The organism is Sporosarcina thermotolerans, from assembly GCF_030067815.1.
In the GTDB taxonomy this organism is placed as follows: Bacteria; Bacillota; Bacilli; order Bacillales_A; family Planococcaceae; genus Sporosarcina; species Sporosarcina thermotolerans.
Genome location: NZ_CP125968.1, coordinates 3,626,159 through 3,642,529 on the forward strand (window position 1 = coordinate 3,626,159; position 16,371 = coordinate 3,642,529).

The 16,371-nt window shown below is 41.8% G+C and carries 9 protein-coding genes and 2 pseudogenes; 2 read left to right on the top strand and 9 right to left on the bottom strand.

All coding sequences use genetic code 11. From position 1 onward, the window contains the following. Nucleotides 1–125 precede the first annotated feature (125 nt). The 9 genes and pseudogenes from QNH10_RS20195 to QNH10_RS20235 all read right to left on the bottom strand — a co-directional run bounded on the left by QNH10_RS20195 (nt 126) and on the right by QNH10_RS20235 (nt 14,888). The gene (locus QNH10_RS20195) at nt 126–2,417 is read right to left on the bottom strand and encodes an S-layer homology domain-containing protein (protein WP_283734706.1); all 2,292 of its coding nucleotides are present in this window, start codon (nt 2,415–2,417) and stop codon (nt 126–128) included. Continuing rightward, nucleotides 2,306–3,019 carry a PA domain-containing protein gene (locus QNH10_RS20200; protein WP_283733010.1) on the bottom strand — a complete coding sequence of 238 codons (714 nt, stop codon included), beginning with the start codon at nt 3,017–3,019 and terminating at the stop codon, nt 2,306–2,308. Before QNH10_RS20200 ends, QNH10_RS20195 begins: the two co-directional genes overlap by 112 nt. Before the next feature lie 235 nt (nt 3,020–3,254). Further along, nucleotides 3,255–4,030: pseudogene (locus tag QNH10_RS20205) on the bottom strand (S8 family serine peptidase); the annotation flags it as partial. 390 nt (nt 4,031–4,420) lie between these two features. Beyond that, nucleotides 4,421–8,407 (bottom strand): S8 family serine peptidase, encoded by a 3,987-nt coding sequence (locus QNH10_RS20210; RefSeq protein ID WP_283733012.1) that lies wholly within the window; start codon nt 8,405–8,407, stop codon nt 4,421–4,423. Nucleotides 8,408–8,647: 240 nt separating this feature from the next. Next, nucleotides 8,648–8,932: pseudogene (locus QNH10_RS20215) on the bottom strand (endonuclease); the annotation flags it as partial. Nucleotides 8,933–9,230: 298 nt separating this feature from the next. Beyond that, entirely contained in the window at nt 9,231–9,551 is a 321-nt protein-coding gene (locus QNH10_RS20220; protein ID WP_283733013.1) for a hypothetical protein, read from the bottom strand. A gap of 132 nt (nt 9,552–9,683) precedes the next feature. Further along, nucleotides 9,684–12,536, bottom strand: a complete 2,853-nt coding sequence (locus QNH10_RS20225) for an S-layer homology domain-containing protein (RefSeq protein ID WP_283733014.1) — start codon at nt 12,534–12,536, stop codon at nt 9,684–9,686. Between the two features lie 321 nt (nt 12,537–12,857). After that, the gene (locus tag QNH10_RS20230; RefSeq protein ID WP_283733015.1) at nt 12,858–14,147 is read right to left on the bottom strand and encodes a nucleotide sugar dehydrogenase; all 1,290 of its coding nucleotides are present in this window, start codon (nt 14,145–14,147) and stop codon (nt 12,858–12,860) included. 21 nt (nt 14,148–14,168) lie between these two features. Further along, nucleotides 14,169–14,888 (bottom strand): WecB/TagA/CpsF family glycosyltransferase, encoded by a 720-nt coding sequence (locus tag QNH10_RS20235; protein ID WP_283733016.1) that lies wholly within the window; start codon nt 14,886–14,888, stop codon nt 14,169–14,171. 392 nt (nt 14,889–15,280) lie between these two features. Between QNH10_RS20235 and QNH10_RS20925 the strand changes: the two genes are divergently transcribed. Both QNH10_RS20925 and QNH10_RS20930 read left to right on the top strand, forming a co-directional pair. Further along, nucleotides 15,281–15,697: a polysaccharide pyruvyl transferase family protein gene (locus QNH10_RS20925; protein ID WP_347177939.1), complete on the top strand. Its 417-nt coding sequence runs from the start codon at nt 15,281–15,283 to the stop codon at nt 15,695–15,697. Then, nucleotides 15,597–16,316 carry a polysaccharide pyruvyl transferase family protein gene (locus QNH10_RS20930; protein ID WP_347177940.1) on the top strand — a complete coding sequence of 240 codons (720 nt, stop codon included), beginning with the start codon at nt 15,597–15,599 and terminating at the stop codon, nt 16,314–16,316. Before QNH10_RS20925 ends, QNH10_RS20930 begins: the two co-directional genes overlap by 101 nt. Nucleotides 16,317–16,371: the final 55 nt, after the last annotated feature.

Here is a 16,371-nt window from a genome sequence, read left to right on the forward strand (position 1 = left end):
TAATTAAACCTATATTTACTTCGAGTTATGGGATTTTGTGTGAAATTCGGAGCTTTCATCAGGAAGTACTAATGATTCATTGTAATAAAAAAAGGAACCCGAAGGCTCCTTTTTTTTCGTCACTATCAATCTATTAATTGCAAAACATTTAGTGCACGGTAAAGCATAACTGCCGCTTCCGCACGGGTTGCATTGTTTTTAGGATTGAAGTATCCATTATTTCCTTTGATGATCCCGATTGCGGCTGCTTTGTAAACTGATTCGATGGCGAATGATCCAATTGAACCATGGTCGCCAAAGTTACCTAACTTTTCAACGTTAGCTAGTTTCGCTTTGTCACGATAATCGATTGCACGCATAATCATTGTTGCGATTTCTTCACGCTTAATCGGCGCGTCTGGGTTGAATTTTCCGTCTGCTGTACCGTTCACTATACCTGCACGAGCTGCAGCTTCAACACCTGCGAATGCCCATTTCTTGCTTGTATTCACGTCACTAAATTTACCTTCATATTCTTTCAATGAAAGGTCAAGTGCACGAGCAAGCAATACCGCGAATTCAGCGCGGGAGATCTGTGCGTTCGCACCAAATTCTGTCGCCGTCTTACCTTGGACTATGCCTTTTGCCGCTAATACATTGATTTCCTTTGCGGCAAATGTATTGGCAATATCCGTGAAGGCTGGTGGTGTCGTTGGTTTTTCTTCTTTCGGCTTCTCTTCAGCAGGTTTCTCTTGAGAAGGCTTCCCGGCCTCAGGTGTTCCTCCGCCCGGCGCCGGAGGAATCACGATTGGCGGTATTGAAGGTCCCGGAACTACAATAACAGGTGCCTTGTCCACTTGGACATCGATTGTTACAGGTTCAGAATTTCCGTAGCTGACTGTAATTGTTGTTTTGCCAGCTTTATTTGCCTTGACTGTACCTTCAGAAACAGTAATGATGCTTTCGTCGGCTACTTTGTATTTCGCTTCCGTTGTTACATCTTTCACGGTTGTCTTTTCATCTGATGTAATTGTTGTTTCTGTTACTGTGAGCTTTGCCTGGTGTGTTTCTACCAATTTCAACTCAGTTGGAGTTACCGATAGTTTTACTCCAAGAGCATCTCTTTCAAAAAGGACTGTTTCAGAAGAATTACCTGCTGCGTCGTCAATCATTATAGTCACTTTCGCAGAGTTGCTAATATTGTCGAAGTCTTCCGAGTCAATATTGATATTGAATGTACCATCCTGTTCCAATACAATCGGTAATTTATTGGCGTTTTCACCGTTTATCGAAACTATATAAGAGGCATGCAGCTTTTCATTCAAATCATAGTCAAGTCCATATTGAGCCAACGCCTCGTTAAATTCAATATACTTATCTGTCACTTTACCGATTAGAGTTCCTTCATTAAATACACCTTCGACAACGGGTTTTGTGGACTTTATAAAAATTGGTCCTACGTAGTCATTAATTTCAGCCGGAATACCGGATTTCGGTTTTGCTGTGAAATCGAATGTGTAAAGACCATCTGGAATAATCGTTTTTCCTGAATCATCCCATGGAGAATAGGTTCCGTTAATCTTAAATGCATACTGGCCTGCGTCAAGTGACGGACTTGCGTGCATGAAGCCGATGAAACCATCACCAAATTCGCCACCATCAGGGTTCATGATATCGTAAATTTCCAAGTAGTTTGCATCAACATCGCCCGTGATGGTGAAGTAGAGCGTTGCCTCGTCTTTTACACCGTCACCGCTGAAGTTGAGATCGGTTTCCGATATGCTCATGTCTTTCAGCTCAACAGGAATTTCTCCACTGAAGTCTGCCGCAAATGGCAATGACACCTCTACATCTCCACTTTTAATGTGGATATAGCCCAACAGTTCATCACCAATTTTTGCCTTTGTATTTGCAGAGGCAGTCAGCGTGATATTTAAGAGTTGCTGGTCTTCGAGCGTGAAGTTCGGTTGATCGATGGTAATTTTAGCGTCGCCAAACGATTTCGTTACATTTACTGTAACGTCATACTCCCCGCCATTCCCCTTCATATCTTTAACAAGAATTTGTTTTGTAACTTTCAAATCTGTTCCAAGTGATTGAGGACCGAAAGTTACTGTTCCCTTTAGGTTCTCAACGATCTTATTTGATTCATCAAGCACCGCTTCGTCTATTGCATAAGCAAGAATGGTTGGATGCGCGGCCGCATAAGCATTTACACGCCCTGCCCCTTGAGAGAACACATCATACTTTTTCGTATCTAATAGTTTCGCAGTGTTGGAAAGTGCGACTTTCACATCGAAAGCATTCCAATCAGGATTTGCCTGTTTCATAAGTGCTGCGATTCCCGCAATATGCGGGGTAGCCATCGATGTTCCCGTTTTACGGGCATACGCCCTTTCGTAACTCGCATCCGGGTTATCCGCTTTGTACATCGGGATTGTAGACATAATATTTGTCCCGGTGCGCTTACGTCAGGCTTTATGTCGAAGTTCGGAGTTGAAGGACCACGTGAACTTGAGTTGTTCACTTCGTCGCCTGCGATATATGTTTTATTGAATGAACCGAATGTAATAGTGCCTTCCGATTCGCTAAGTGCCGCACGGATTTCTTCGCCGTCCGTTTGGGACATATCGAATGCGGGGATGAAGTCAAAATCATCGCCAAGGAATGTTTTTGATATGCCGGGTGCGTTTGAGCCGCCTTTATGGTTATGGATGATGATAGCAACCGCACCATTGTCTTTCGCAGCTTGAATTTTGTCGACGAACGGGGCCTGGCCACGTGAGACAAGGGCTACTTTTCCTTTTACATCAAGATTTTCATAGTCCTTTGTTTCACCAAGTCCAGGTACTGCGACAATGTCAAATACACCATCAAGTTGAGTAGCTATGTCTTTGCCATATGGTGTTCCCATCAAGTTTAAATTTTTGGTCAGGTTGTAACTGTTAGTGTTGATATTCACTTCTCCATCGTAATGCGCTTCAGGATTTGTCGTGTTCCCGACTGCGATGCCGAGGCGGGATGTGGATGGCGTACCCATCGTTCCGCGGTCAGGGCCAGTGTTCCCTGTTGCAATTACTGAGTAGTTCCTGCAAGCATCGCATTATTAATGGCAAATGATGCAGCGTCCGTTTCAGTGTTTGCGCCGCCGCCAAGCGACAGGTTAATGATATCCATTTTTTCGGCAACTGCCGTGTCGATCGCTTTAATGATACCGACATAGAACCGCTGCCGTACGCACCAAGGACGCGGTATGCATAGAGGTCAACTTTTGGCGCAATTCCTTTCAGGCCATATTCATTGTTGCCGATTGCGGCAATAATCCCGCAACATGCGTGCCGTGTGAAGTATAAAATGTGTTTCCACTGCTATTGAATATAGGACGATTTGCTGGACGATCAAGCGGTGATGTTTCGGAAGCATCGTCGTCAGCACGCGGGCGTGTATAGTCGTTACCGATATGCGGGACGAAGTTTTTGCCTCCTTTATAAATGCCTTTGAAGTCGGGATGGTCGGCGTCGATTCCCGTATCGAGGACGGCAACCTTGATACCTTGCCCTTCATAGCCTTCCGCCCAGAGCTTTTCGATACCAAGGAAATCAACGCTTGTGTCCATGAATGCGTCAACTTGACCATCTGCTGGAATTACATTTTCTTCATCTTCGAAAGCATAAACAGTTGCATCGGGTTCAATTAATTTGACACCTTCGACTTGGAGAAGTATTTGAAGATCGTCAGCTTTTACTTTTGCTGCAAAGCCGTTAAGGACAGTGTCGAATGAATAACCCTCTTCAAAGGAGACTTGTAGAGCTTTCATTTCCTTTTTGACATGGTTTTGTTGTGCTTTTACTTTTTGAAGCGCTTTTGTTTCTTGTGTGGCAGTGAAGCTTTTCCCTGCCAATTCATTAATACCTTTTTGTAGCCCTGCAGGCGTTTCTGATAGATGAACGATGACAGAGATTTGTTCATCTCCCGATAGATCACTTAAGTCCTTATGTATAACTGGTCCGCTGTTTGCCAAGTTTAACTGTTCAGCAATAGCGGCTTTCATTTGTACTATGCTTTCGCTATTTGTTGTTGTTTTAACGGACTAGTTTCTTCTGCGTTGACGATTGATGAAAACGGCGTCAACATGGACAGAACCAAAATAAAAGCTATTATACTCTTAGAGATTTTTATAAACTGTTTCTTTACCAAGACCCTCACCTCGTTACTCTTTCTATGATGTTACTTTCTTGCTTGTAGCTCATGAGTGTTTCAACTTATCGCATTATTAAGGTTTATATGACTATAATAATATATCATTTTTTAATAGGTTTGGGTATATTACAGTGATATTTTAGTAAACCATTAAAGTACTTCTGGTATACTTGCTTTGAAACACTTGAATAGTCGCGCATTTAAAAAGAGGAACCCGAGGGCTCCTCTTTTTATAGTGCTATTAATCTAACAATCCCAATACTTCCAATGCGCGGTAAAGCATAACTGCTGCTTCTGCACGTGTTGCATTGTTCTTCGGTACGAAATTGCCGTTGTTTCCTTGGATGACACCAAGTGATGCTGCTTTGTAGACGGAGTCGATTGCGAAAGTTCCGATCGATCCGTGGTCTCCAAAGTTAGCTGGTGCCTCAAGGCCTGCAAGTTTCTCTTTGTTTTGGTACTCGATTGCACGGATGATCATCGCAGCGATTTCTTCGCGTTTGATCGGTGCGTCTGGGTTAAAGCTACCATTTGCAGTTCCGTTGATGATTCCAGCGCGAGCTGCTGCTTCAACTCCTGCAAATGCCCATTTCTTGCTTGTGTTCACGTCCCCGAATTTACCTTCGTACTCTTCCAATGGAAGGTCAAGAGCGCGAGCAAGCAATACTGCGAATTCCGCACGTGTGATTTGTGCATTTGGTGCAAACTCAGTTTCAGTTTTTCCTTGAAGGATGCCTTTTGCTACAAGTGCATTGATTTCATTTGCAGCAAATGTGTTGGCAGTGTCCTTGAAATCTGGAACTGTTGGTGTTTCTCCTTCAGGAGTTTCACCATCTGGTTTTTCGCCTTCTGGTGTTTCAACCTCTGGCTTTTCCTCTTCAGGGGCTGGCGCTTCTGGACTTGGAACAATAACTTCGGAGTTTATTACATTCACAGTTACAATAACCGGTCCGTTGTCGCCATACGTTATTGTAATATCAGTTTCCCCGAATGCAACTGCCCTTAATAGTCCCTCTTTAACTTTTACAACTTTCTCGTCACCTGAGGAATAAATGGCTGCTTCGGTAACATCATTCACTACAGCTGTACCGTCAGGTTGCAATATTTTTGCTGTTACTTTCAATTGTTTCTCAGAGCCAGAGTAGAGTGTCAATTGGGCATCGTCCACGAAAAGATCTCCCCCCACTACACTCTGAGCCTTGTTGCCTGCAGCATCCTCGTATCTAATAACAAGTATTTCATTTTCTTCGTCAAATTCCGGTAATTCGAAAGTGAATGTCCCGTCTTGTTCTAAAGTGATTGGACCAGAATCTGTAGCAACACCATCTTTGGAAACTACATATGAAGCTTTTAGTTTTGTATTAATGTCATAACCCATTCCGTAAGAAACCAACTTTTCTTGATATCCTATATATGCATCATCAACTTGTCCAGTGACAGTTGTACCCTCAACGAAACCTTCAATTGTCCCTGCTGTCGATTTTACAACAACTGGTCCGACATAGTCACTGATTTTGCCGGATGCCGACAATGCATTGTAGTCGATGGTGTAAAGACCGTCCGGAATCGTTGTTGCAGGAGAACCATCCCAAGGTCTATAGCTTCCTTTGATTGCTAATTCATATGAGCCGGCTTTAAGCGCACCGCCCGCGTGCAGGTAGCCGATGTAACCATCCTCAAATACGCCACCTTCAGGATTCATCATATCCCAAATTTCAAGGTAGTTTTCGCCAACATCGCCTGTGATTGTGAAGTAAAGCATCGCTTCGTCCTTCACGCCATCGCCGTTGAAGCTCAAATCTGTTTCTGTAATTCGCATATCTTGAATTTCAATTGCAACTTCCCCGCCAAAATCGGCTGCGAATGGCAAGGAAATAGTAGTGTCGCCACCTGTAATATAGATGTAACCAAGGATTTCATCGCCGGCTTTCGTGCTTGCTGCGGATGCTGTCAATGTAACTGTTAACATCATTTCGCCGTCTAATGTAAATGTTGGATTATCTATTGTGATTTCTGCATCGCCAAACTCTTTTGTATAATCGACTGTTACAGTATATTTCCCGCCGTTTCCTGCAACATCTTTAACCAGTATTTGCTTTTCAACAGATATATCCCCTTCTTCAAGGGATTGAGGACCGAAAGTGACTGTACCTTTCAAGTTTTCAACGACTTCTCCTGTTTCAACAAGCAATGCCTCGTCGATTGCATATGCAAGGATTTCAGGATGCGCAGCAGCATAAGCGTTTACACGCCCCGCTCCTTGTGCAAATACATCGTACTTGTCCGTGTCAAGAATCTTCGCTGTGTTAGAAAGCGCAACCTTGACATCGAATGGGCTCCATTCAGGGTTTGCTTGTTTAATCAATGCAACAATCCCCGCAATATGTGGAGCTGCCATTGATGTTCCTGTGAAGCGATCGTACGCTTTGTCATACTCAGCATCCGGGTAGTCCGCTTTATACATCGGTACGGATGACAAGATGTTCGTTCCTGGTGCAGTGACATCTGGCTTGATATCAAAGTTCGGAGTGGATGGACCACGTGAACTAGAGTTGTTGACTTCGTCTCCAGCAGTCCAAACAATGTTATCTACATCGAATGTGATTTTTCCTTCCCCGTTTTCCAAACCATCCTTGATTGCCTTCCCATCATTGTAAGAGAAGTTAAATGAAGGGATATCAACAGTGAAAACCTCGCCGCCACCTACACCTGACATAGGATTATCGTTTCCATCTGCATGATCTTTTGTATTGTAGATAATGATCGCTTTGGCGCCTTTTTCCGTAGCAAATTTTATTTTATCCATGAATGTGATTTCTCCACGAGAAACATGGACAACTTTTCCTTCGACATCTAACCCATCATAGTCTGATTCTTTACCTACATTAGGAATTGCTACGATACCCAATTCCTCTGACAATTCTTGTTTAAGATCTATTCCAAGTGGCGTGAAGAAGAATTTCACGTCTTTGGAGAATTCGAAATCACCGTTCGTTACTTCAGCTTTGACAGCCGATAATTCCGGATTCGTCGTGTTACCAACAGCAATACCAAGTCTCGCTGTTGCAGGCGTTCCCATCGATCCACGACCCGGACCGGAGTTACCCGTTGCAACAACAGCAATTGTTCCAGCAAGCATCGCGTTGTTTATCGCATAGGAATCACTGGCAGTTTCAGTGTTGACACCACCACCTAATGATAGGTTAATGACATCCATTTCTTGTTTTACAGCATAATCAATTGCCGCGATGACTCCAGCATTCGATCCACTACCGTAAGCACCAAGAACGCGGTACATATAAAGATCAACTTTAGGTGCTATTCCCTTAACGCCATATTCGTTTTTTCCGATTGCTGCTATGGTTCCAGCAACGTGCGTACCGTGATCAGTCCAAAATGTACGACCAGAATCGTTTACTTCATCTCTATGATTCGGTCGCTCGGCCGGCGATGTTTCAGATGCATCGTCGTCAGCACGCGGGCGTGTATAGTCGGTTCCTGTGTGCGGAACGAAGTTTTTACCACCCTTGTAGATGCCTTCAAATTCTGGGTGATCAGCATCTATTCCAGTGTCAAGAACTGCAACTTTTATACCTTGTCCTTCAAAACCTTCCGCCCAAAGAGCTTCGATTCCCAAGTGGTCAATACTTGTGTTCATTGCTGCTTCAACTTGTCCACTTGCTTCTACATCTTCATATGCGTAAACAGTAGCGTCTGGTTCAACAAGAGTTACTCCTTGAACTTGTAGTAACTTTTGAATATCGGATGCTTTAATCTTAGCCGAAAAACCGTTTAGTACTGTATCATATGTGAAGCCTTCTTCATAGGAAATTTCAAGTGCTTTCATTTCCTTTTTGACATCAAGCTGCTGTACATTAACTTTCTTTTGTACTGCCAATGATTCAGCTGAGGAAAACTTCTTTCCAGACAGCTCATTAATACCTTTTTGGAGTCCTACAGGTACTTCAGATAGATTGACAATAACATCAACTACTTCATCACCTGAAAGTCCTTGTAAATCCTTATGCAGTTTCGGGCCGCCATTTGCCAGATTCAATTGCTCGGCAATCGCGGCTTTCATTTGCATAATGCTTTCGCTTTGTGTGTTCGGTTTGAACGGTTTTGTTTGGTCTGCCGATGCACTCACCGAAAACGGCATCATCAGCGACAGAACAAGAACGAAAGCTAAAAGACTACTTAAAGCCTTCAGAATACCCCGCTTTTTCAAGCTCATCTCCCCTTTTACCTTTTTTCACGCAATTGTATTAATAGCGTGTCTCTATGAATATATCATATAATTCGGTATTTTGGGAGAGTTAAATTACAGAGTAGGTAAAAAAGTATGCTTTGATTGAATAAAGTATTAAATTATTTACTTGGTAATTGTAATTAGGAATTAATTCCTGCTAATAAAAAAAGAGAACTTTTAATAAGCTCCCTTAAAGTTCATTCTATTAATCTATATTTATTAAGAAGCAATCTTTTGATAGGAATTGCCTTGTTTCTTCCAAATTAAATTAACCCAATCCGGATGATCAATGAAGGATTGCGGTTACCTTGTATTTCATGGATAACATTGTTTCGATTTATTTCAAATTCACCTACTGGATGAGAAGATGCCATTCAAGAAGAATGGATAATTTTCCCGGCATGGATTTTTTCCGTTGTTTAGACTTTCATTCAACTCCAAGTCGACTTTGTCACCTTTTTCATAACGGGTTGCCATGTAAAAGAGCATTCTTGCGACGTCACCTCCATTTGCTGCTACAGGTTTCACTGTAACTTCTGTTGTTAAAAACCTTTATCGAGGAGTTCTGCAAATGCACCTGTAAACTGGACACCACCCGAAATGACAGGTGGGTCGTCTGCAGTGTTGCATCCCCATGAGGAATGCCTTAGGTCAACGTTACACGTTCAGGTTTGTAAAGGAATCCGACATGGATCTTCGCTCCCAGTCGTCCGCCATCCCTGCCGTTTACTGGGGCTATTTTCACATAGTTATATTTGACTCTGCCAGCGTCCACAATTGCTTAAATCAGTCTTTCATAACTCTACTCCGCTTTTGTATCTCCAGCGTCTGGATCGTTATTATCTTGGACTTCAATTACCCCTATAAATTCAGGGTTCTGCATCTCCACTGCAAAAGCGCGAGCAAGTTTTCTCGCTTTATCGGCAGAAGTCGTTTTTGTATAATTCGAGAAGTTCTCTAAGTTATTTGAAGCGGTTGTGATATTTATAAAGTGATTTTTGTGCTGGGAATATTTAATGAGAAACTGCACCTGGTGTAAAGTACTGTAGGTGGGAACTATGGCAAGCGTATATACTCTATTATAGGTTTCGGTGTTTCTAAGGAACACTAAACTTTCGATCAATACTCAGCCTGAAATTGAAAAAGCCCCTGGATCGATTTCTCGATTCAGGAGCTTTTTTCATATAAACTTCAATACTATTTTAAAAATAGATTGTTGTTAAGTGACTTCGTTAGCCTAATTAGCAATTGCTAATTATTTTTTCAAAGTAACTTTCAATTCTTTAGTAGCTGTTCCAACTTTAACTTTAACAGTTATTACAGCTTCATTAACTCCTTCAGCAAGAACAGCTGTTGCATTATACGTACCGTTACCAGAAATTACAACACTGCCTGCTTTTTCAGGAACAATTGTTAAGATGCTTGCAGTTGTAGCAGCAACAACTTTTTTGTTGCCGTATTGGTCAACTGTTGCAACATTTAGAGCCGTTTCCGCATCATCTACAACAATTTTCTCTCCAATTGCGTATGTTCCGCCTTTAACAATCGCCTCTGTAATACCTTTTGCATTAGCATAGGTAGTGCTAGGAGAAGAAGCAGTGAAGAAGAAGTCTTCTACTAATTTGTTAGCAGGAGATACTACGAATTTTTGTTCAAGTACTTTACCTGTTGCGTTAACTGTCACACGTAAAGTAAATTCTGTATCAATAGGCTTACTAGAAGAGTTTTTGCTCAAGTCATCTTTATCAATAGTGAATTTACCTTTGTTAACATTTACTTCGTTTTGCTCAAAATTACCGCCTGTCAATTTAACAGTAAATTCGCTCGGATCAAGAGCAACTTTTCCACCATTCAACAAACCGTTAACAGTGAATGCTTTTGGTCCAGCATCTTCTTCTGTACCAGCAGCTTGAACTTTACCAATTGTAACAATTTCGTAGTCGCTGTATTCAGTACCGTCAGTTACACGTACTTTTACTTCTACTGCGGAATCACCTTTAGTATCAGATTTCAATTGAACTTTAAGTGTCGCAGTACCATTTTTAAGACCTGTTACTTTGTTAGTGTCTTCATCAACACTTACAACATCAGATTTACCTACTAACTCAACAGTAACTGCATCCTTAGCATTTTTCATAACGCGACCATATTGGTCTTCGATAACTAAGTGATCTACAGCAGTTACAGTAACAGCGTTATCCGCACCTGATTTAATAACTAAAGGCTCTTGTAATCCACGGATTGCTTGAGCTTCAGCAGCAGCTTTTACATCAATTGTAATTGTAGCTACTTTGTAAGTTGAAGTAGTGAATACTAATGCTTGTGTGCCTTTTGAATCAAATTTATGAGTTAGGTAAACTTGACCGTCCTTAACAGACAACTTCTTCACATCTACAGTTTTATCGCCAAGTTTAATTCCTTTATTAGCATCTGATAATAACTTAACATCTGTAATTACATTGCCAGTTTTATCAGTTACTGTTACTGGAATTAAAGTATCTTCACCTACAACTGCCACTTCCGGCTGTCCAACTGTAATTACATCAGTTGTTGAAGTTTCTGCTACCTTCACTGTGTATGTTGCTGACTTACCATTTGTTGTCGAAATTAATAACACATCAGTATTTCCAGCTTTTTTAATTGAATCGAAGCCAATAACAAGTTTGTTTTTATCACCAATTTTTTCACTTTTGATAACAACTTTTTTAACTTGATCTACTGTTACGGTTTCTAATTCAATGTTAGAAGTATTAGTATTTGTAACAACTATTCCTGAAGCTTTTGCGGCATCAGTGATAGCATTACCATATTGATCTTTCAAGTCAAGAACAATAAATGCTTTTGAGGCATCAGATTTGTCACTCAATTCAACAACTTCGCCTTTTTCATTATAAACGCCCGCAACAGAAATATCAGATACTGTTGATTCTGCTGAAAGTTTTACGGTTTTTGTAGTTGAGATTCCTGTAGCTGTGTCAATAATTACAACAGGTACTAAATCTCCAACAGTTTTTCCTTTAACAAGTGCAGAGGAAATAGTAACTACGCCATCTTTTAATGTAATGTTAGCATCATCATTTGTTTTCAATGTAGCATTCATATCTACACCATATTGGTCTTTTACAGAATAACCAACTGTAGCTACAGTAGTATCAGTGAATTTACCATCAACCATAGCTTTAGATACGACGGCAACGTCATCCAAAATTTGGATAGATGCTACTCTTTGAGCTTCGATTTTCACAGAACCAGTTAAAGTTTTTTCACCTAAACCAGTAACATTTACAGTGTAGTCAGCAGCTTGGAAGTTTCCAGCGCCGATTAACTTAACAGATTTTTTGTCATCTGCCCATTCAAGTGTAGCGTTTTGTTTGAATGTACCGCGTAGCAATTCAACTTTTGCTTTTTCTGTATCAACAGCTTGGTTGAACGTTACTTCAATTGTTTTAGCAGAAGTAGCTTTAACAGAAGCCAATGCAACTTCGCCTACTGCTGCTGGAGCACCTTCAGCACGGAACATGAATAGAGCGAACTCTCCACGTGTTAGGTTAGCTGTTGGAGCGAAAGTTGTGTCTGTTTTACCAAGAGTGATTCCAGCTTCTTTAAGAGCAGAAACGTATCCGATCCAGTTGCTGTTCACGTCTGTGAAGTTAGCATTTTCTTTTGCAGTTAGGCCATAAGCGTTAGCAAGCATTTTCGCCATTTCTTGACGAGTGATGTTTGCTTCTGGAGCAAATGAAGTTGCTGATTTACCGCCAGCAATTTCAGCAGCTACTACTGCGTTAACTGCGTTTTTAACACGGCTGTTAAGGTCTGTGAAACCTTGGTCTTTCGCGTTATCAACATCAAGTTTAAGAGCGCGTGCGATGAATACTGCTGCATCTCCACGAGTGATGTTTTCAGTAGTACCGAAAGTTGTTGCTGTTTTACCTGAAGTGATGTCTTGTGCTACAAGGTAGTTTACAGCGTCAGCGTAAGCACTGCTTACATCTGTGAAAGATTTCGTTTCAGCAGCAGCTGAAGCGACTGGTGCGATTGCGGATGCAACTAGTGTTGCTGTTGCTGCAGTTGCAACAAACTTTTTGTAGGCTTTTGGTTGATGAGCCATGTGTAGAATTCCTCCCTATTGTATAATGCTTTTAATTGAAGCTCTCATAGTGAACCTCGTTATGTACAAGATTCAATATGAATTATACCAACAATACGTATATTAATCTACTTAAATTTTCAATTGGGTTCAATTTTACTATTAAATGATAGTAGAATTGAAGCCGTTGAAAGTATAAATATATTAAAATACGAAGTACGGCACGTCAGCTCTTTAACAAGTATAGCAAACTAAAATAATATTTCAAGATATATTAGATATATCTTCTGAACAATTACTATTTTTAGCCATTCCTAAAGGCTTTACCCGCCTTTAGGATTTTTAAAACGGGTTATTCTTGGAATCTCCCAAAACATACACTTCAAATCCTGCTGCTTGCCATTTTTTTCGATCAATGCATTGCTTAGTATCAATAATGATCTTATTTTCCATTATACCGGCAATTTGGATTGGATCGAGATTCTTGAATTCATCGTGGCTTGTAAGGATGATAGCGGCTACTGCGCCTTGCAATGCTTCTTCCATATTTTGTGTTTGAACTTCAAGATTGTTCTTTTTAATATGTGGATCGAATGCTACTACATTCAATGCTTTCTTTTGAAGCTCCTCAACGACATCGATGGACGGACTTTCCCTCATGTCATCGATATTTCCTTTGAATGAAAGGCCAAGGGCCGCCACTTTTGCATAATGCGTTTCAATACCTTTTGCCTGGAGGATTGTTGTTAGTAGATTTGCTGTATAGGCAGGCATTCCATCATTCGTAGTACGTGATAGATTGATGATTTTTGCGATTTCCGGGTTTAATTCAACAAGGAACCAAGGATCTACTGCGATGCAATGTCCGCCTACTCCTGGTCCTGGCTGATGGATATTGACGCGCGGGTGGAAGTTTGCAAGTCGGATCGCTTCCCAAACGTTCACGCCGATTGTTGCGCATAGTTTTGCCAGTTCGTTTGCCAATGCGATATTGACGTCACGGTAAGTGTTCTCCATTACTTTCACGAGTTCTGCAGTTGTATCGTCTGTTTCATGCATTTGGCCTTTGACAAATGAACGGTATAATTCTGAAGTCATTTTAGCTGATTCTTCATTGATGCCTCCGATGATGCGATCATTTGTGATCAGTTCTTCGAAAACGCGACCAGGAATTACCCGTTCAGGTGAATGGGAGACGAAGAGATCCGTGCCGATTTCGAGACCAGACGGAATGAGTTCAGGAATGACGACATCTTGAACTGTTCTTGGTGGAACTGTTGACTCAAGAATGACAAGGTTTCCCTTTTCAATAAATGGAGCTATCGCTTTGGATGCGCTACGAATGTATTCAAGGTTCGCTGTTTTGTCTTCTCTGATCGGTGAAGGAACTGCAAGGATGAATACGTCTGCTTTTACCGGTGTAGTGGAAACAGTTAGTGAGTTCGAGTCGATTGCTGCGTCCAATCGTTCTTGAAGACCGTTTTCTTCTATATGAAGCTTTTTGTTTCGGATGCTTTCCACAACGCTTTCATTGACATCAACACCGTGTACTTTATGTCCGTGGTTCGCAAACATAACTGATGTTGGTAATCCGATGTATCCTAAACCGACGATGCAAATTGACTTTTTCATTTTAGTGACTCCTTACTTTTTTTAGTTTCTTCTATTAAATAGGATGTTCATGAGGAAGAGCGGCAAGTTCATTTGGCGCTTTATCCGTTTTGGATCGCTCGCCAGTCTGTAAAGCCATTCGGTACCCGTATTTCTGAAGAGGGCTGGTGCCCGTTTGACTGTGCCAGAAAATACATCGAAGCTTCCACCGACCCCTTGAAATACTAAGACGTTCTTCAGGTTGTCCATGTTTCGTTTTATCCAAAGTTCTTGTTTTGGGCTACCGAGGGCGACGAAGATGATTTCAGCACCACTTTCATTTATGCGTAGGATGAGTGCAGCTTCATCCTGTTCGTACCCATCCGTGATTCCTGCAATGGTGATTCCGGGATTTTGTTGTTTTATATTTTCGGCGGCTTTTTGGACAACTTCATTCTTAGCACCATATAAATAGATGGGGTGATTTTCGTCTGCTGCGAATTTAAGCAGTCTTGCCATCATGTCGACGCCGGTTACGCGGGAATGGATTTTTCCATTCTTCATCTTTGATGCAAGTAGTATACCTACACCGTCTGGTATTTGAAACGTTGACCCGTTAATAAGTTGCTTCACTTCGGGATTTTTTTGCGCGGCCATGACTTTTTCCGGGTTGACGGCGATGATTGTCGATTGTTGGCCCGCTGTCATCCGGGGTTTTATTTCGTTGATGATTCCTTCATATGTAAGTGGCGACACGTGGACGCCAAGGTAAGTTTCTTTCATGGACTGACCCTCGATTCGTTCGCTTTTAACTGTATAAGTATAGCAGAATCCCGTAGTGGTTGCATAGCAAACGGGAACGATGATATCATAAGTAATAATAAGCAATATACGACTTTGTTTGCATAAACTGTTGCTTTACGTTCCAGGCGGACGCTTTCCGCGGGCACGGCTTCAGCCGCTTCCCTCGCTGCGCTCAGTCCAGGGTCTTCAGCTCGCGCTGTTCCCGCTGGAGTCGCCGCCTTACACTTCAAGCAACGGATATTACTCTTCATTTAAGAGATGACGGCAACATTTTCGTTATGATTTCGTCACATATAAAAAGTCGACTTTAATTTATCTATAACTATGCTTTCACGGCTTCGTGGAAGCTTTTGTTTTGAGGAGGATATGTATTGAAAATAGTTATTTCGGGCTTTTATGGTCTTGGTAATACGGGTGATGAGGCCATTTTGAAAGCGATTGTTGATAATTTGCGTGCTGAGCTTGATAATCCGGATATTACGGTATTTTCGCTCTCTCCTGATAAGACTTCGAAGGAGCATGGAGTCGAATCGGTTTACCGTGGCTGGCGACATGAGAATAAGGAAAAGGTTGCTGCACTGCGTAAGGCGGATCTATTGATATCCGGTGGCGGCGGTTTGCTGCAGGATACATATCCGACGAAGTTTTTTATTTGGCCCGCTACCTTATTATTTGCTGATTGTTTTGTTGGCGAAGCTATGCGGAACCAAAGTCATGTTCTTTTCACAAGGAATTGGCCCGGTTACGAGCCGTTGGGGCAAGTTCCTTATGCGAGCGCTTGCCAATAAGGCTGATTTCGTTACCGTAAGGGACGAGTATTCGAAAAAGTACCTTAAAAATTTGAAAGTGACAAAGCCTGAGACGGTTGTTACTGCTGATATCGTGTTCGCTTTCAAACCTACGGAAGATCATGTGGCATATGCTTCACTTGGTTTGAAAGGTGATGAGCGCTTAGTCGCGGTTGCCCCTCGTCCTTGGTTTGATCATGAAGATGAATATATCGAAAAGCTTGCATGGGTGTTGGACGAGCTGATTGAACAGCGTGGTGTCTTGCCTGTTTTCGTTCCGATGGAGCCGCCTTATGATACGAATGTGTCGAAAAAAGTGATGGCGAAGATGAAGAATCCAAGTAAGACTCGTTTGTTAGGTGATTCATTTACACCGAATGAGTTCTATAACTTCATCTCGAAGACTGAATTGACGATTGCTTTACGCTTGCATGCATTGATATTTGCAGCGCTTTCGAATGTTCCGCACATCGGTTTGAGCTATGACCAGAAAGTCGAAAGCTTTTTGAAGCGCTCCGGAATGTGGGACCGCTCTTTCCCTCTTGGGGATTTCACGAAGAGGCGCTGCTTGAAAATGCGATTTACGTGCTTGACAATGGTGCAAAGACGAAAGAGATGATTGCGCCGAATGTTGACGAATTGCGCCGAGAAGCGTTGCGCAATGTCGATTTATT